The sequence below is a fragment of the Streptomyces novaecaesareae genome (assembly GCF_000716875.1).
GTDB lineage: Bacteria > Actinomycetota > Actinomycetes > Streptomycetales > Streptomycetaceae > Kitasatospora > Kitasatospora novaecaesareae.
The window spans coordinates 1-14,753 of record NZ_JNWQ01000122.1; the positions used below are offsets into that span (position 1 = coordinate 1).

General features: G+C 72.2%; 11 protein-coding genes. 4 read left to right on the plus strand and 7 right to left on the minus strand.

What is annotated here, in order from left to right:
• On the minus strand, positions 1-1,315 hold a 1,315-nt coding region (locus tag OP86_RS38480), incomplete at its 3' end, for an LCP family protein (protein WP_483414677.1).
• Positions 1,316-1,543: 228 nt separating this feature from the next.
• On the opposite strand from OP86_RS38480, the gene OP86_RS38485 reads away from it, so the two are divergent.
• Together OP86_RS38485 and OP86_RS30365 are read left to right on the plus strand one after the other, a co-directional pair.
• Positions 1,544-1,945: a hypothetical protein gene (locus OP86_RS38485; protein WP_051831015.1), complete on the plus strand. Its 402-nt coding sequence runs from the start codon at positions 1,544-1,546 to the stop codon at positions 1,943-1,945.
• A 109-nt stretch (positions 1,946-2,054) separates the two neighbouring features.
• Positions 2,055-3,263 (plus strand): trans-sulfuration enzyme family protein, encoded by a 1,209-nt coding sequence (locus OP86_RS30365; protein WP_051831017.1) that lies wholly within the window; start codon positions 2,055-2,057, stop codon positions 3,261-3,263.
• Between the two features lie 107 nt (positions 3,264-3,370).
• Here the strand turns inward: OP86_RS30365 and OP86_RS30370 are convergent, their stop codons facing one another.
• On the minus strand, positions 3,371-5,116 hold the full coding sequence (locus OP86_RS30370) for a SpoIIE family protein phosphatase (RefSeq protein ID WP_167344241.1): 1,746 nt from the start codon (positions 5,114-5,116) through the stop codon (positions 3,371-3,373).
• Between the two features lie 343 nt (positions 5,117-5,459).
• Between OP86_RS30370 and OP86_RS30375 the strand changes: the two genes are divergently transcribed.
• On the plus strand, positions 5,460-6,683 hold the full coding sequence (locus OP86_RS30375; protein ID WP_033334054.1) for an ROK family transcriptional regulator: 1,224 nt from the start codon (positions 5,460-5,462) through the stop codon (positions 6,681-6,683).
• 59 nt (positions 6,684-6,742) lie between these two features.
• On the opposite strand, the gene OP86_RS30380 is transcribed toward OP86_RS30375, so the two are convergent.
• Positions 6,743-7,678, minus strand: coding sequence for a S1 family peptidase (locus OP86_RS30380; protein ID WP_051831019.1), 936 nt, complete (start codon positions 7,676-7,678; stop codon positions 6,743-6,745).
• A gap of 319 nt (positions 7,679-7,997) precedes the next feature.
• Between OP86_RS30380 and OP86_RS37295 the strand changes: the two genes are divergently transcribed.
• On the plus strand, positions 7,998-8,513 hold the full coding sequence (locus OP86_RS37295) for a hypothetical protein (protein WP_033334055.1): 516 nt from the start codon (positions 7,998-8,000) through the stop codon (positions 8,511-8,513).
• A 198-nt stretch (positions 8,514-8,711) separates the two neighbouring features.
• Here the strand turns inward: OP86_RS37295 and OP86_RS30390 are convergent, their stop codons facing one another.
• The 4 genes from OP86_RS30390 to OP86_RS30405 all read right to left on the minus strand — a co-directional run bounded on the left by OP86_RS30390 (position 8,712) and on the right by OP86_RS30405 (position 13,848).
• Positions 8,712-9,956, minus strand: coding sequence for an IPT/TIG domain-containing protein (locus OP86_RS30390; RefSeq protein WP_030059794.1), 1,245 nt, complete (start codon positions 9,954-9,956; stop codon positions 8,712-8,714).
• A gap of 152 nt (positions 9,957-10,108) precedes the next feature.
• Entirely contained in the window at positions 10,109-10,906 is a 798-nt protein-coding gene (locus OP86_RS30395) for an IPT/TIG domain-containing protein (protein ID WP_051831021.1), read from the minus strand.
• Positions 10,907-11,599: 693 nt separating this feature from the next.
• A complete protein-coding gene (locus OP86_RS30400) occupies positions 11,600-11,812 on the minus strand; it encodes a helix-turn-helix domain-containing protein (RefSeq protein ID WP_030059792.1) in 213 nt (70 codons plus the stop codon).
• 518 nt (positions 11,813-12,330) lie between these two features.
• A complete protein-coding gene (locus OP86_RS30405) occupies positions 12,331-13,848 on the minus strand; it encodes a YncE family protein (protein WP_033334057.1) in 1,518 nt (505 codons plus the stop codon).
• Positions 13,849-14,753: the final 905 nt, after the last annotated feature.

Sequence of the window (14,753 nt, forward strand, 5' to 3'; positions counted from 1 at the left end):
CACCGAGATCTACACTAGATCGCTCGTCGGCAGCGTCAGATGTGTATAAGAGACAGGAGTTGGAGGCGGCCGGGGCGCTCGCGTCCTGGCCGTCGATGGTGCGGTCGGCCTTGAGCGCGGCCCAGAGCTGTTCCACGTCCGGGTGGACCAGGGCGACCCGCGCGCCCTCGTAACGCCAGGGCGCGGTCAGGAACTTGACGTCGTGCAGGTCCACGTCCTTGAGGGACATGGCGAAGTCGAGCAGCTTGGCCGCCGAGCCGAGGTCGGGGTCGACGGTCAGCGACTTGGTGGCCGCGTCGGCGAGCGGCAGCAGGGTGGTCGGGTCCATGCCGCGGGACTTGACCTCCTTGATGAGGGAGGAGAGGAAGGCCTGCTGGCGCTTGGTGCGGCCGATGTCGGAGCCGTCGCCGATGCCGTGGCGGATCCGGACGTAGTCGAGCGCGGACTGGCCCTCGACCTTCTGCTTGCCCTTGGGGAAGATCAGCTTGCCCTTGTGGCCCAGGTTGGGGTTGAGGTCCCCCTCGTGGATGTCGTTCGGCAGGCAGACCTCGACGCCGCCGACCGCCTTCGTCATCGAGGAGAAGCCGTTGAAGTCCACCACCATGGTGTGGTCGACGCGCAGGTTGGTGAGCTTCTCGACGGCGTTCTGGGTGCAGGCCGGGTTGCCCTGCTCGGTGTCGCCCACGGAGAAGGCGCTGTTGAACATCACATTGGTCTGCTCCTTGGTCCACTTGCCGTTGGGGAGCTTGCACGGCGGGACGGTGACCAGGGAGTCGCGGGGGATGGAGATGCCGACGGCGTGCTTGTGGTCGGCGTAGACGTGCAGCAGGATCGCGGTGTCCGAGCGGGCGCCGCCGTCCCCGCCGCCGCCCAGGTCGCTGTTGCCGTTGCCGCGGCTGTCCGAGCCGATCAGCAGGACGTTCACCGGGGTTCGGCCCTGGGCGTCCGGCGCCGCGGCCTCCGGGCGGTCCTTGCTGACGGCGTCCCGGTCGAAGGTGCTGATGTTGCTGTTGAGCCGGTAGTAGAGGGCGCCGCCGGCGAGGACCAGGAGCGCGGTGCAGCCGGCGGTCGTCCAGAGCACCTTCTCCTTGGTGCTGCGCTTGGGCTTCTTCTTGGCCCGCCCGGCCGGACGGGCGTCCGGTATGCCCTTGGCCGTGTCCTTGGCTGCGTCCTGGGCCGTTTCCTTGGCCGCGTCCTGGGCGCCCTGGCCGTCCGTGCTGCTCCGCTCCGGAGCGGCCTTGCGGCCCGCCGCCCGACGTCCGCCGGCCCGGTGCGGCGAAATTCCGGATTCGGGGGAACCCTTGCGGCCAGACACGTCGTCATCCTCCACAGTTGCCACGGTGCCCCCCGTCGAAGCGGTGGGCTTGCGTGGCCCGGGGCCGGAGCCGATCCGGGCGAGGCCCGTCGCTAAACTTTTACACCGCTGTAGAACATCAGTGGAGCATACTAGGCGCGGATGAGAAAAGCTGCTGGTCAGAGCATGAGAAATTGCTTGATTCGGCCGGGCTCGTCCACGCCACCCCGGACCCGTACGAGGAGCACGATGACTCACCGGATCGCACGTTCGATAGCCGGCGCCCTGGTGGCCCTGCTGGCCGCCGCCGGCCTCACCGCCACGGCGTCGAGCGCGACGGCGGTGGCCGCACCCCGAACCGTCGCGGCCGCCGCGACCAGCCCCGACACCGTCGCCGCCGGGGCCGCCGCCGCGCCGCGCACCCTGGCGGGCACCTCCACGGCGTCCTCGACCTCCTCGGTGTCCTCGACCTCCTCGACCGCCGATGTCGCGCACCTCGCGGCCAAGGACGAGAAGAAGAAGAAAAAGGGCTTCTTCGCCAAGCTGGGCAAGTTCCTGCTGGTCGTGGTCATCCTGATCATCCTGTTCTTCGTCCTGCTGATCGTCGGGATCGTCTACGCCGCGAAGCGGATCTTCGGCCGCCGCAAGTAGCCGGCCCGGGCGACGACCGGGCGGTGGTGCCGGAACTCCCGCCCGGGGCAGGCCACTCGGCTGCGATTGGCCCTGGCCCGGGCGGTGGGGGCGCCCGAGGATGGGCGGCATGAGCGACTCCACCCGCCACCAGAGTCAGGACCGACTGCACCCCGAGAGCCGGATCGTCCACCCGCCGCTCGCCGAGACCGTCGGCAGCCGGCCGATGGGCGTACCGCTGCACCAGGGCCACCTGTTCGCCTTCGACACCAGTGACGCGCTCTCACGGTCCTTCGGCGGACCGGACGGTGCGTTCATCTACAACCGGCACGGAAACCCGACCGTCCGCTCGCTGGAGGAGACCGTCGCCGACCTCGAAGGCGGCGTCGCCGCCCTCGCCACCGCCTCCGGCATGGGCGCGATCACCACCGTGCTGCTCGCCCTGCTGCGCGCCGGCGACCACGTGATCGCCCAGCGGAGCCTCTACGGCGGCACCCACGCCCTGCTCGCCGACCTCGCCGAGCGCCGGGGCGTCGAGGTCACCCACGTCAGCGGTGACGACCCGGAGGAGGTCCGGGCCGCGCTGCGGCCCGAGACCCGGCTGCTGTACCTGGAGACCGTCTCCAACCCGACCACCCGGGTCACCGACCTGCCCGGGCTGATCGCCGTCGCGAAGCGGGCGGGCGTGGTGAGCGTGGTCGACAACACCTTCGCAACCCCCCTGCTGTGCCGCCCGATCGAGCACGGCGCGGACATCGTGGTCCACTCCGCCACCAAGTACCTGGGCGGGCACTCGGACGTCCTCGCCGGCATCGCCGTCTTCGCCGAGGCCGAACCGCACCGCGCGGTGTGGCGGCACTCCCTCGAACTCGGCGCCGCCGTCGACCCGTTCGCCGCCTGGCTGACCCTGCGCGGCCTGCAGACCCTCGCCCTGCGGGTCCGCCGCCACTGCGAGACCGCCCTCGACCTGGCCGGCCGCCTCGCCGCCCACCCCGCGGTCACCGCCGTCCACTACCCGGGCCTGCCCACCCACCCCGACCACGAGCTGGCCCGCCGCCTCCTCCCCGACGGCCACGGCGGCGTCCTCTCCTTCGACCTCGCCGGCGGCCGCGAGGCGGCCCGGACCTTCACCGAGTCCGTGCGCCTCGCCTCGCTCGCACCCTCGTTGGGCGGGGTGCACAGCCTGGTCCTGCACCCGGCGAGCACCACGCACCGGCAGCTGTCGGACGAGGAGCTGGCGGTGGCCGGGATCGGGGCCGGGCTGGTGCGGATGTCGGTGGGCATCGAGCACCCGGAGGACCTCTGGGCGGACGTGGAGCAGGCGCTGGCGAAGGCGTGAACGCCACGGGCGGCGGTGCCGAGCGGGTACGGGCCCGCACGTGCGGCGGTCACCGGCGCGGCTCGGCCCGGGCGGCGGTCAGCGCTGCTTGGTCCGGGCGACGGTCGTCAGCGCGGCTTGGCCCGGGCGGCCAGGATGGCGATGTCGTCCTCGGCGGTGGGCGCGGGGGGCGGGGCGAGCGCGTGGAGGACGGCGTCCAGCAGGTCGTCGAGGTCGCCGGTGGCGGGCAGGCGCAGCGCGGCGAGCCGCTCCAGGGAGGTGTCGATGTCCTCGCCGCGACGCTCGACCAGGCCGTCCGTGTAGAGCAGCAGGGTCTGACCGGGGATGAGCGGGCGGGCGGTCTGCTCGTAGCCGCCGAGTCCGGTGCCGAGCGGCGGGCCGGTGGGGACGCCGAGCAGCTCGGTGGGCTGGTCGGGGGCGATCAGGGCGGGCGGCAGGTGGCCCGCGCTGGAGAGGGTCCAGCGGCCGCGGCCCGGGTCGGCGAGGGCCAGCAGGCAGGTCGCGGGGCGCGCCGAGTCGTCGGCGGAGATGACGTTGTCCAGCTGGCGCAGGATCCGGTGCGGCGGCAGGTCCATCCCGGCGATGTCGCGCAGGGCGGAGCGGTAGTGGCTCATGTCGACGGCCGCCTCGACGCCGTGCCCCATGACGTCGCCCATGGCGAGCAGGGTGCGGCCGAACGGCAGCCGGACCGTCTCGTACCAGTCGCCGCCGACCACCGTGCTGCTGCCGGAGGGCAGGTAGCGGGAGGCGAGGGAGAGGTTCTGGTGCGGGTCGCCCGGCTCGCTGAGCAGGGCCCGCTGGAGCTCCAGGGCGATGCCCTGGGAGCGGGTGTAGCGGCGGGCGTTGTCGATGCCGACGGCGGCTCGGGCGGCGAGGTCGCCGAGCAGGGCGGCCTCGTCGGAGGTGAAGGGCGCGGTGGCGGCGGTGCGGCCGAGGGTGAGCAGCCCGACCAGGCGGCCGCGGGCGGCGAGCGGCAGGACGAGCAGCGAGGCGGTGCCGGCGGGGCAGGCGTCCTCGGGGCCGGTCTCGGCGAGGACGGCGACGCCGCCGGTGAGGCTCCGGGCGGCGGCCGAGCCCTCCCGGTGGCGGATCGATTCGCCGGGCCGGGCGAGGTCGGCGAGCGCGGCGGTCAGGGCGGGGACGGACCGGACCGCGGCGCGGTGCAGCCGCAGGGGTGCGCCGTGGCCGGGCCGGGGCGGTTCGGCCTCGGGCGGCAGCACGTCGACGGTCGCGAGGTCGGCGAGGCCGGGGACGGCGAAGGCAACGAGCTCGGCGCAGGTGGTGGTGACGTCGAGGGTGGTGCCGATCCGCTCGGCGGCGGCATCGAGCAGCGCGAGCCGGGCGCGGGCCTGTTCGAGCTCGCGGAGCTGCTCGCGGGCCGGGTCCGGGTCGTCCAGGACGACGACGATCACGCCGGTGGTCCGGCCGGCGTGCCGCAGCGGCCGGTAGCGCACCCGTAGGCCGGGCGGGACGGGGTGGCCCGCGCCCTCGGGGCCGCCGGTGGCGTGCTCGCGGTCGCGCCCGTCGGCGAGCACCCGGCGCAGGGTGGCGGCGGCGCCGGCGAAGGCGGTGGCCTCGGCGGTGCGGCCGAGCAGGTCGGCGCGGCGCAGTCCGGTGGCGGTGAGGAAGGCGGGGTTCAGGTACTGCCAGCGCAGCCGCTCGTCGAGCACGGCGACACCGACCGGGGCGGCGGCGAGGACCGCGCGGAGCAGATCGGAATCGTCGTCCCCGTGGTCACCGCCGGTGATCGCGCCGAGCCTGGCGGCGAGGGCCGCCGCCGTCGCCGCCAGGGACCGGGTGACCGGTGTCGCGGGCGGCGGGCCCTCTGCTCGGTTGCCGTGCCGGAAGTGCATACGCCCATGATCACGCGCCGGGGCGCGGCACGCCCACAACTGGGTGAAACATTGACCGCCCGGAGACGGTGTTGTAGGGGAGCCGGTGCCCGCCGGGCGGCGGCCCGTACGGTGCGTGGCGCGTGGTGTGCGTCGTGCGGCAGTCGCCTGGACGGTGCGCGGCGGTCGCCCGGACGACGCACCGCGAAGCGTCCGGATCCGGCAGGCTCGGGCCTGATGATCACCGGTCATACTTGGGCGGCGGCGCCCGACACCGGACGCCGCAGGCCGTGCCAGGCCGTGCCAGGCCCGTGTTCGGCCCGAGCCGGAGACGTCCGTGAGCAGCCAGACCGGAGGAAGACCGATGAGCCCCAACCAGCCGACCAGTCGCCCGGCGGCCGGGGCCCCCGCGGTGCCCTGGAACCGGCAGCGGCTGCGCAGCAACAACGAGTGGCTGCTGCTGGAGCTGCTGCGCACCGACGGTGGCTCCTCGCGGGCCCAGCTGGCCCGGGACACCGGGCTGTCCAAGCCGACCGTCTCGGCCGCGCTGGCCGCCCTGGAGCAGGCCGGGCTGGTCCGCGAGGCCGGGCGGCTGGCCCCCGAACGCGGCCGCACCGCCGTGCTGTACGAGGTCGACCCGACCGCCGGGCACGTGCTCGGCGTGGACATCGGCCGGGCCCGGCTGCGGGTGGCCGTCGCGGACCTCACCGGGACGGTCCTCGCCCGCCGGGACGTGGCCAACCGCGGCCGGTCGGCGAACGCCGTCGCGGACGCCGTGGTCGCCGCCGCGCACGAGGCGACCGCCGAAGCGGGCCTGGCCGCCGGGGGCATCGTGCACGCGGTGATCGGCACCCCGGGCGTGTGGGACGAGGAGCGGCGCGGAGTGCGCTACGCCTCCAGCCTGCCCGGCTGGGGCCGGCCAGGGCTGTTCGACCGGATCGGGGAGGGCCTGGGGACGGCCGTGTCGGTGGCGAACGACGCCAACCTGGCCGCGCTCGGCGAGTACACCCTGGGGGCCGGTCGGGGCAGCCGGATGTTCGCCTACCTGCTGGTCGGCACCGGCCTCGGGCTGGGGGTGGTGAAGGACGGCGAGCTGCTACTCGGCGCACACGGCGCGCTGGGCGAGATCGGCCTGGTGCCGCTTCCCGTCCGCGCGGGCGCGCCGACCGGGACGATCGAGGAGGAGGCCGCCGCGGACGCCGTGGTGCGCTCCGCCCGGGATTTCGGACTCGGCGGGGAGAGCACGGCCCGGCAGTTGACGGCGAAGCAGGTCTTCGAGCGGGCCCGCGCCGGGGAGCCCGCGGCGCTCCGGGCGGTGGAGCGGGAGGCCGGGCAACTGGCCTACGCCGTCGCCGTCCTGTCCGCCGTGCTGGACCCGGACCTGGTGGTGCTCGGCGGCGGGATCGGCGGCAGTGCGGACCTGCTCCTGGAACCGCTGGAGCAGGCCCTGCACCGGCTCGCCCCGATGCGTCCGACGCTCGCGCCGAGCCTCCTTGGGGAGGATGCGGTGCTCCTCGGAGCGGTCTCGACGGCGCTGGAGACGGCCCGCCCCGAGGTGTTCGAGCGTCGGACGGCGGGGCTGCGCTGACGGCCGACGGCCGGCGGTTGCGGGCTTCTGGTTACCGGTGGCTGGGTGCCGAGGGGTCGTCAGCCGGTGGCCAGGGTCAGGCCGTAGGTGCCGAGGATCGGGTTGACGGGCTGGAAGTAGGTCTCCCCGCCGGAGGTGCAGTCGCCCGAGCCGCCCGAGGTCACCCCCTGGGCCTGGTCGCCGGAGACGAACGATCCGCCGGAGTCGCCCGGTTCGGCGCAGACGCTGGTGCGGGTGAGGCCGTAGACGCTGCCCTCCTGGTAGTTGACGGTGGCGTTGCGCTCCTCGACGAAGCCGGGCTGACCGCCCTGGGGGACCGGGAAGCCGATCGAGCAGCGGGCGGCGCCGTCGATATAAAACGCGTCCCCGCCGCGCAGGTCGGCGAGGGGGCGGGGCACGGCGCGTACCTCCTCGACCCGGATCAGCGCGCGGTCGATGCCGGACTGCCGCAGGAACGTTTCGGTGCGGGCGGTGTCGGTGGACCGCACCACGAGGGTGTTGGAGCGGACGTCCACGTACCAGAGCGGGGTGGCGGCGGGCACGGCGGCCGCGGACGCCCGGTCGAGTGCGTCCTTGGCCCGGTTCAGGACGGCCAGGGAGTGCCGGACGACGGTGGCCCGGCCGCCGTGGGCGGTGACGGCGCGGGCGGCGGAGGCGTCCGTGGTGGCGACGACCAGGGCCGCGTCCGGCCCGTCGACCCAGGCCCCGGCCCAGCGCTCGCCGAGCGAACGGGCGAGTGCGGCCTGGACCACCGCGGCCCGGCCCTCCAGGGCGAGCCGGTCGGCGGCGGCCTGCGGGGAGAGGCCGAGGTCGCGCTGGAGCGCATGGAGCAGTGCGGGCGGGAGGACGGCCGGGTGGGCGGAAGCGGCCGGCGGGGCGGCGGTCAGGGCATCGGCGACGGATGGGTCGTCAGCGGGTGTGCCGACGGCGGGGGCTGCGGTGAGGGCGACGGTCGCGAGGGTGGCAGCGGCCGCCAGCGCACGGATGCGGAGCATGGGGGATCTCCTCGATCGGCGTGGGGGTTGCCGGAACCGTAGACGGCCGATCGGGGTGTTCGGGACATGTCACCTACCCCTGCGCTCTGGCGCTATATACCGGACGGGGGAGGCGGGTTGGGCGCGGGCGGCGTGGATGCGGGCGGTGCGGGTGTTGCGGACGGCATGGTGCTCAGGGTGACGGCTGCCGGGAGGGTGGCGACGGTCGGTAGCCGGTAGGTCTCGATCTGCCAACGAGTGGGGGATCGGTGTATGGGGCGTGTGTGATCCCTGCTTGAATCGCACGACTCATCCAAACGGAACGGAGCGTTCTCCTCCCATGCCTTCACGGATACCCGGGCGCCGCCGGGCGGCAGGTCTGGCCGGATTCGCCGGACTCGTCCTCACCGTCGGTCTGACGCTGACCGGTTGCGACCCGTCGGCTGCCGACGGCGGTGCCTCGGCGTCGGCCCCGCCGAGCTCGGCCGTCACCTCGGCGCCGTCCGCGCCGGTCGTACCGGCCGCGCCGTCGACGGCCCCCGTGGCGCCGGCTCCGGCCGCGCCCGTCACCCCGGCGGCCACGCCTCCGGCGCAGCCCGCTGCCCCGGCCGCCACGCCGCCCGACCCCCAGGCGCCGCAGCCGAAGGTGACCACTGCGCAGCCGCCCACCGACCCCTCGCCGGAGCACACGGCGGCGGCCGGCGGCGGGCAGTGCGAGATCCGCTCGAACGCGGGCAACTGCTACGAGGCCGGGCAGTTCTGCCGCAACGCCGACCTGGGGAGGAGCACCCACGACGCGGGCGGCCGGGTGATCTACTGCCGGATGGTCAGCGGAAAGCCGCACTGGCAGGCCTGAGACGAACGGCCGGTCAGTGCGGCTGGTGGCCACCTGTGGCGGTCGGTGCCGGGGTGATCGGTGCCGGGGGGTGGGCCTCAGGCGTCGAGGACGCCCAGGGTGTCCCAGAACAGGTGCTCGTAGGACTGGAGCAGCAATCACCTTGCGTAGGTGTCATCACCCCAGGCAGCCGTGCCCGTCGCCGGACTTCGGGATGCGCTACGGCTGGTACTGGAAGGCGGCCCCGTTGCTGGTGCCGCCCGGGGAGTGGACGGTGACGGTGGCCGGGCCGACGGCACCGGCCGGTGAGGTGGCCACGACCATGGTGTCGGCAACCGCGGCGAAGGACGCCGGAGCGATGCCGAAGGACACGGCGTCGGTGTAGGTGAGGTTGCTTCCCCTGATCAGGACGTCGTTCCCGCCGGATACCGAGCCCTGCGCCGGGCCGAGGGAGTTGATGACCGGTGGTGCGACGTAGACGTAGTAGGCGTTGCCCAGCCCGACGGTGCTGGTGCCGCCTGGTGTGGTGGCCGTGACCAGGACGGTCCCCGTGCCGCCTGGTGTGGTGACCGTGATCTGACTGTCGGAGATCACCGTGATGTCGGTGGCCGCGGCGGACCCGAAATGCACGGCGCTGGTGAGAGCCAGGCCGGAGCCGAAGAGGGTGACGGTGTTCCCGCCGCTGGTCGGCCCCATCGTCACGTTCAGGCCGGTGACGGCCGGGGCCATGAGGTAGAAGTACGGCAGCGGATTGCTGGTGCCGACCCCGGTGGTAACCGTGACGTTGACCGACTGCGCCGCTCCTGCGGGTGCCGTGACCGTGATCTGGGAGGCGGTGTTGGCGGTGAGCGCGGCGGTGTGGGTGCCGAACAGCACCGAGGTCACGCCCGACAGGTTGGTGCCGGAGATGGTGACGGTGTTCCCGCCGCTGGTCGGCCCCTGGTTCGGGGTCAGGCTGGTGATCACGGGTGCGCCGAGGTAGGTGTACGTCACGCTGTTGCTGGTGCCCGCCGAGGTGGTGACGGTGACGGTGACGGAACCGGTACCCGCGGGCACCGTCGCCGAGATCTGGGTGTCGCTGACCACCATGAACGGTGCCGAGGCGCTGCCGAAGTGCACCGACGTCGCGCCGGTGAACCCGGCGCCGTTGATCGTCACCGTGGTGCCGCCGCCCGTCGGCCCGGAGGCCGGGCTCACCGCGATGATCGCGGGTGGGACGGCGTAGGTGAAGGTGACGCTGTTGCTTGTGCCGAGCAGCGTGAGGACGGTGACGGCGACCGAACCGGTGCCCGCAGGAGAGGTGGCGATGATCTGGCTGTCGCTGACGAGCACGAACGACGATACCGGCACGGTCCCGAACTTCACCGAGGTCGCGCCGATGAAGCCGCTGCCGTTGATCGTGACAGCGGTTCCCCCCACGGGTGGCCCGTGGTTGGGGTTGATGCTGCTGATGACCGGAGACATCGGGCACTCCTTCGTGTCGGGAACGAGGCGTGCCCTGGCTGCCGTGCGGCAGCCAGGGCACAGTGGGTGAGCGGCCGGGGCTCGTCGGATCCGCACCGATGGCGACGGTGACGCGGCTGCCCGCTCGTTGGTGTCCGGGTTCGGGTCAGGGCTCAGGCGACGACGAATTCGTCGGCCACGACGACCGCGCTGGTGCCACCGTCGGGGGTGGTGACCTGGACGTCGTAGGTGCCCGCCGTCAGGGCGGGGACGTTGCAAGAGAGAGTGGTGTCGTTGTTGACGTTGACGTTGGTGGCCGAGACGACCGTGGCACCGGAGGTCAGCGTCACGGTGCTGCCGACCGCGAAGCAGGTGCCGGAGACGATCACCCCGGCGGTGGGGGTGCCCGTCGTCCCCGCACCGGGATTCACGCCGGTGACCGTCGGCGCCGCGTTGTAGGTGAACTGACCCGCCGGTCCGGTCGGGGCGCTGGTGCCGCCGACGTTGGTGACCTGGACGTCCACCGAGTCGGTGCAGTCGCTGAAGGGGCCGTGGGCCGGCGAGGTGACGGTCAGGTGGCTGTCCGACAGGACGGTGGGGACGGCGGTGCCGGCCGCGCCGAAGGCGACCGAGGTCGCGGTTGCGAAACCGGTGCCGAAGACGTGGAGGACGCCGGGCGTGGCAGAACCGGCGCTCGGGTTCACCGACGTGACCGTCGGGACGGCGACGTAGAAGAAGCTCTTGCTGTTGCTGTTGACGCCGGAGACGGTCACGCTGACGTTGGTCTGACCGGCGCACCCCGGAGGGGTGCTGAAGGTGACGGAGGTGCTGCTCGCCGTGGTGGGCGTGACCATGGTGCTGCCGACGTTCACCTTGGTGGTGCTCAGGCTCCCCAGGCCGGTGCCGGTGATGGTCATCGTCTGGCCCGCGTGACCCGAGGTCGGCGAGATGGAGCTGATGACGGGTGCCATGACTGATCTCCTTTGCTGTGGCTGATGACGCTGCGGCCCAGGTCACCGGAGCTGCCGAATCGGCAGTCCGCCGCACCGGGCGTGATCGGGTTCCGGCAGGTCACAGGACAGGGCCCCGCAGCGCTGCCGGAACTGGGCCACGGAGTCGCTGACCGGCTGGGTGCCGGACGGGAGCGGGCCCTGGGATGCGGTGCGGGCGGCGTGGTTCTACCGCGCCGTTGACCTGTGGTTCGGATGGACGGGTTGGGTGTCCCGTGGTGCCGCCGCCGAGCCTCAACAGGGCTCGGTCAGGTGCGGGGTGGCGGCGCAGTCGTCCGGGAGGGTGCCGCAGACACCGGCGGCCACGAGCGTGACGGGGCCTGCGTTCTTGTGGTGCCGCCGCCGAACGAGGCGCGACTGTTGCGCACATCTGCGCCGACAGCGCCGGTCCCGAGCAGTGCTCGAAGTATGTTGGCGGCTCGCAAGAACGCCTCCTCGGACGTATAAGCCACCTCGTCAGCCGGGTGCACTGGGAAGGCACGCCGGCGGACAGCCCTCCGATGGGCGCCCTTTCGGGCCTGTGACAGGCACCCACCACCACATACCGAGGGGCTGCCTTCCCCAAACGGAGGGGTGGGCAGCCCCTGATCGGATACCACGAGTAAGTCAGCTGAACCGCCACACACGCAAGAGGCATGGCAGCCAGTCACTCGTTCAGCGGAGCGCACCACCGGGTTGCAAGGGGGTGGCGAAGCGCAGGACGGTGCCGCGACTGAGGTGGAGTTCGCGGGCGATGGCACGCAGGCTGTCGCCGCGCTCGATGCGTTCGTGGATCTGCTGGTGGCGTTCGCGGGTGCGGGCGACCAGGAGACGTGGCCTTCCGTGGACGTCCAGCTCGTTCGAGGCGACCGCTCTGGAACGGGGCACGTCATGCTGGTCTTCTCTGACAGTGAGAGGTTCGCGCAGGTCGGCGCGGTGCCGCCGATGACACGTTCGACGGCCTCGGCGAGGTTGTGCAGCAGATGCCAGGCGTCGGCGACTTGCCGGGTCTGCGGCGCACCCGCGTGCGCACCGTCGCGCCGCGCGTGCCGGGACGTCGGATCCCGGATCTGCTCCGCGAACGTCCGCTGGCCGCACAGGTCGTTCCGCACACGAGACGACGCGCTTTCAGGTCCAGGCGCACCCTCCTGCCGGCTACCGGGCGGTCTGCAAGACGCCGTCTGTAGTAGCAGTGCAGCCGCGACGATCTCCGCGGCTGCACCGGGCCGAGCAGATGCCGGTCTGGGCGGACCGCCCAGCACCTGGGGATCTCGAAGAACACCGTGAAACGGGCACTGGCGACGGACCGGCCACCGGCCCGTCAACGCCCGCCGAAGGGATCGGCGGTCGATGCGGTCGGGCCGGTGATCCGGGGCGGTGGTGCGACGCAGTCAAGTCCGGTGCGGCTACGGGATGATGATGCCTGCGATGGCGGTGGAGGGCAGCAGGGCGGGCGTGCCGGCGAAGGTGGCGGTGTAACCGCCGTTGGCGAGGATCAGCGGGAAGGTGATCGCCTCGGGGAGCTGGGCGATGCCTTGGGCGTTGGTGGTGGCGGAGCCCAGGATCTGGCTGCCGGTGCTGAAGGTGATGGTCCGACCGGGAACCGGCAGTCCGGTGACCAGGTCGGTCAGAGTGGCGTTGAGGAACGGGTAGTACACGTGCGGCGGGAACAGCTTGGTCAGCGCCGGGGTGGCGGTCAGCGAGGTGGGCACGGCGTAGGTGAAGCCGTTGACCAGGCTGGCGGTACCGCCAGGGGTTGTGACGGTGACGGTGGCCGGTCCGGGCGCCCCGGGCGGGGTGGTGGCGGTGATCTGCGTGCCGGTGGCATTGACGCTGACGCCGGTGGCGGGGTTGCCGCCGATGGTGACGCCGGCGCCGGTCAGGTTGATGCCGGTGATGGTCACGACGGTTCCGCCGGTGGTGGGTCCCTGGTTGGGGCTGATGCCGCTCAGCGTGGGGGCGAACTGGATGACGCTGACATTGGCCGACGCGATGTTGGCGACGTAGACCTTGCCGTTGGGGGCGATCGCCACGGTGATCGGCTGGCTTCCGACGGGGATCGGGGCGCCCACCACGGTGTTCGTGGCGGTGTCGATCACCGAGACGCTGTTCGACCCTCGGTTGGCGACGTACGCGTTGCCGTCGGGACCGACCGCTATTCCCCACGGGTTGGAGCCGACGGGGATGCTGGGGACCAGAACGGTGTTGGTGGTGGTGTCGATGACCGTCACATCGCTGGACCCGATATTGGCGACGTAGGCGTGGCCGTTGGGCGCGATCGCGATCCAGTTCGGCTGGCTTCCGACGGGGATCGGGGCGCCCATCACGGTGTTCGTGGCGGTGTCGATCACCGAGACGCTGTTCGACCCTCGGTTGGCGACGTACGCGTTGCCGTTGGGGGCGACGGCGATCCCGACAGGTCCGGAGCCGACGGCGATCGGGACGCCCACCACGAGATTGGTGGTGGTGTTGATCACGGACACGCTGTTTGCCGAGAACCGGCTGACATAGACGTCACCACTGGGGATGACCGCCACCGCGGCGGGGCCGCCGGACAGCGGGATCGGGGCGCCGACAAGGGTGTTGGTGGCAGTGTTCATCACCGACACGTTGTTCGAGATGTTGTTCGGGATGTAGGCGTTGCCGTTGGGAGCAATCGCCGGCCACGCCGGGGTGGTGCCGCCTTCGGGGATGCTCGGGATGGCGACGGTGTCGGTGCTGGTGTTGATCAGCGTCACGTCGTTCGAGCCGCTGTTGGTGACGTACAGGCCGCCACTGGGGATGAATGCCAGCCCGACAGGATTGGAGCCGACCGGGACCGTCGGGTCTACGGGGCCCGCCGCCACCTGGCCGGTGGTGGCGTGGCGGGAGGGGGTGGCGATCTGCAGCAGCTCCCGCGCTGGTGCCTGAACGTCCGTATTCATGGGGCCCCTTCGGTAGGGGCCGCCCTCGGCCCGCCGAGCCTCCGTACGGAACTCGTACAGAGGTGCGGATCCTGCTCCGGGGCTCGTCGACACAGCTGGGCAGAAATGCCACGGGCCGCTCACCCCCGAGGAGGGATGGGCGGCCCGTCGGTTGAATCACTCTCTTCATCTCCGCGTCGCCGATGGATGAAACGCGTCTTCGGAAGATTTCAAGTCCCCGTCGGCAGGAAGGATTTCAGGTCCAAAGAGACGGGCGTAACACCATGAGATTCGTGGTGCGGGTTCCCTGCGCTCGGCTCCCCTGCGCCGTGTGGCCGGGAACCCCTACCCGTGCATCTGTCGGAGCTCGGTTGCACGCGGGTCCGGGGCTTCTGCTGTGGCGTTCGTAGGGTGTCCGCTCGCCGAGAGCGCCGTGGAGCGGTGGCATGAGACGCCCCCGGCGGCATGATTCTCATTTTACTGAGCCATTAGGGTGACTATTCGTCAATATTGTTTCTCCATATCCATTCTGTTGGGTTAATGACGACGTCTGAACCGGTGGGCCGCCCATCCCGTGCCGGGAAGCTCAGCTGGCGGCCCGTCCGTTCTTTTCTCAGCCCCCGCTCCGATCGGACACCGGGGCTGATTCGTTCGAGCCAGCCTGGCGTCAGCTGCCGGCACTCGCCAATGCGTCCAGACACGTCGTAGTCGCAACTGTGTCGGTACCCGCAGCCCCGGTTCCTGTCGTCCCGTCCTTCGGCCTCGCCACGGTCGGGTGGCGGCAGTGGTCGGACAGCCGACGGGACCGGGGTCGGTCGCCGCGGCCGAAAGGCCAAGGCCGTGAAGTTAAGGGCTGATCGGCTCGCCCAGGATGTCGATGCTGATGGTGGCCTTGTAGGTGCGTCGGTCGACGCGCAGGCTCTTGT

Coding starts and splice junctions, on each gene's coding strand:
- OP86_RS38485 (WP_051831015.1), top strand. CDS start 1,544: ATGACTCACCGGATCGCACGTTCGATAGCCGGCGCCCTGGTGGCCCTG.
- OP86_RS30365 (WP_051831017.1), top strand. CDS start 2,055: ATGAGCGACTCCACCCGCCACCAGAGTCAGGACCGACTGCACCCCGAG.
- OP86_RS30370 (WP_167344241.1), bottom strand. CDS start 5,116: ATGCACTTCCGGCACGGCAACCGAGCAGAGGGCCCGCCGCCCGCGACA.
- OP86_RS30375 (WP_033334054.1), top strand. CDS start 5,460: ATGAGCCCCAACCAGCCGACCAGTCGCCCGGCGGCCGGGGCCCCCGCG.
- OP86_RS30380 (WP_051831019.1), bottom strand. CDS start 7,678: ATGCTCCGCATCCGTGCGCTGGCGGCCGCTGCCACCCTCGCGACCGTC.
- OP86_RS37295 (WP_033334055.1), top strand. CDS start 7,998: ATGCCTTCACGGATACCCGGGCGCCGCCGGGCGGCAGGTCTGGCCGGA.
- OP86_RS30390 (WP_030059794.1), bottom strand. CDS start 9,956: ATGTCTCCGGTCATCAGCAGCATCAACCCCAACCACGGGCCACCCGTG.
- OP86_RS30395 (WP_051831021.1), bottom strand. CDS start 10,906: ATGGCACCCGTCATCAGCTCCATCTCGCCGACCTCGGGTCACGCGGGC.
- OP86_RS30405 (WP_033334057.1), bottom strand. CDS start 13,848: ATGAATACGGACGTTCAGGCACCAGCGCGGGAGCTGCTGCAGATCGCC.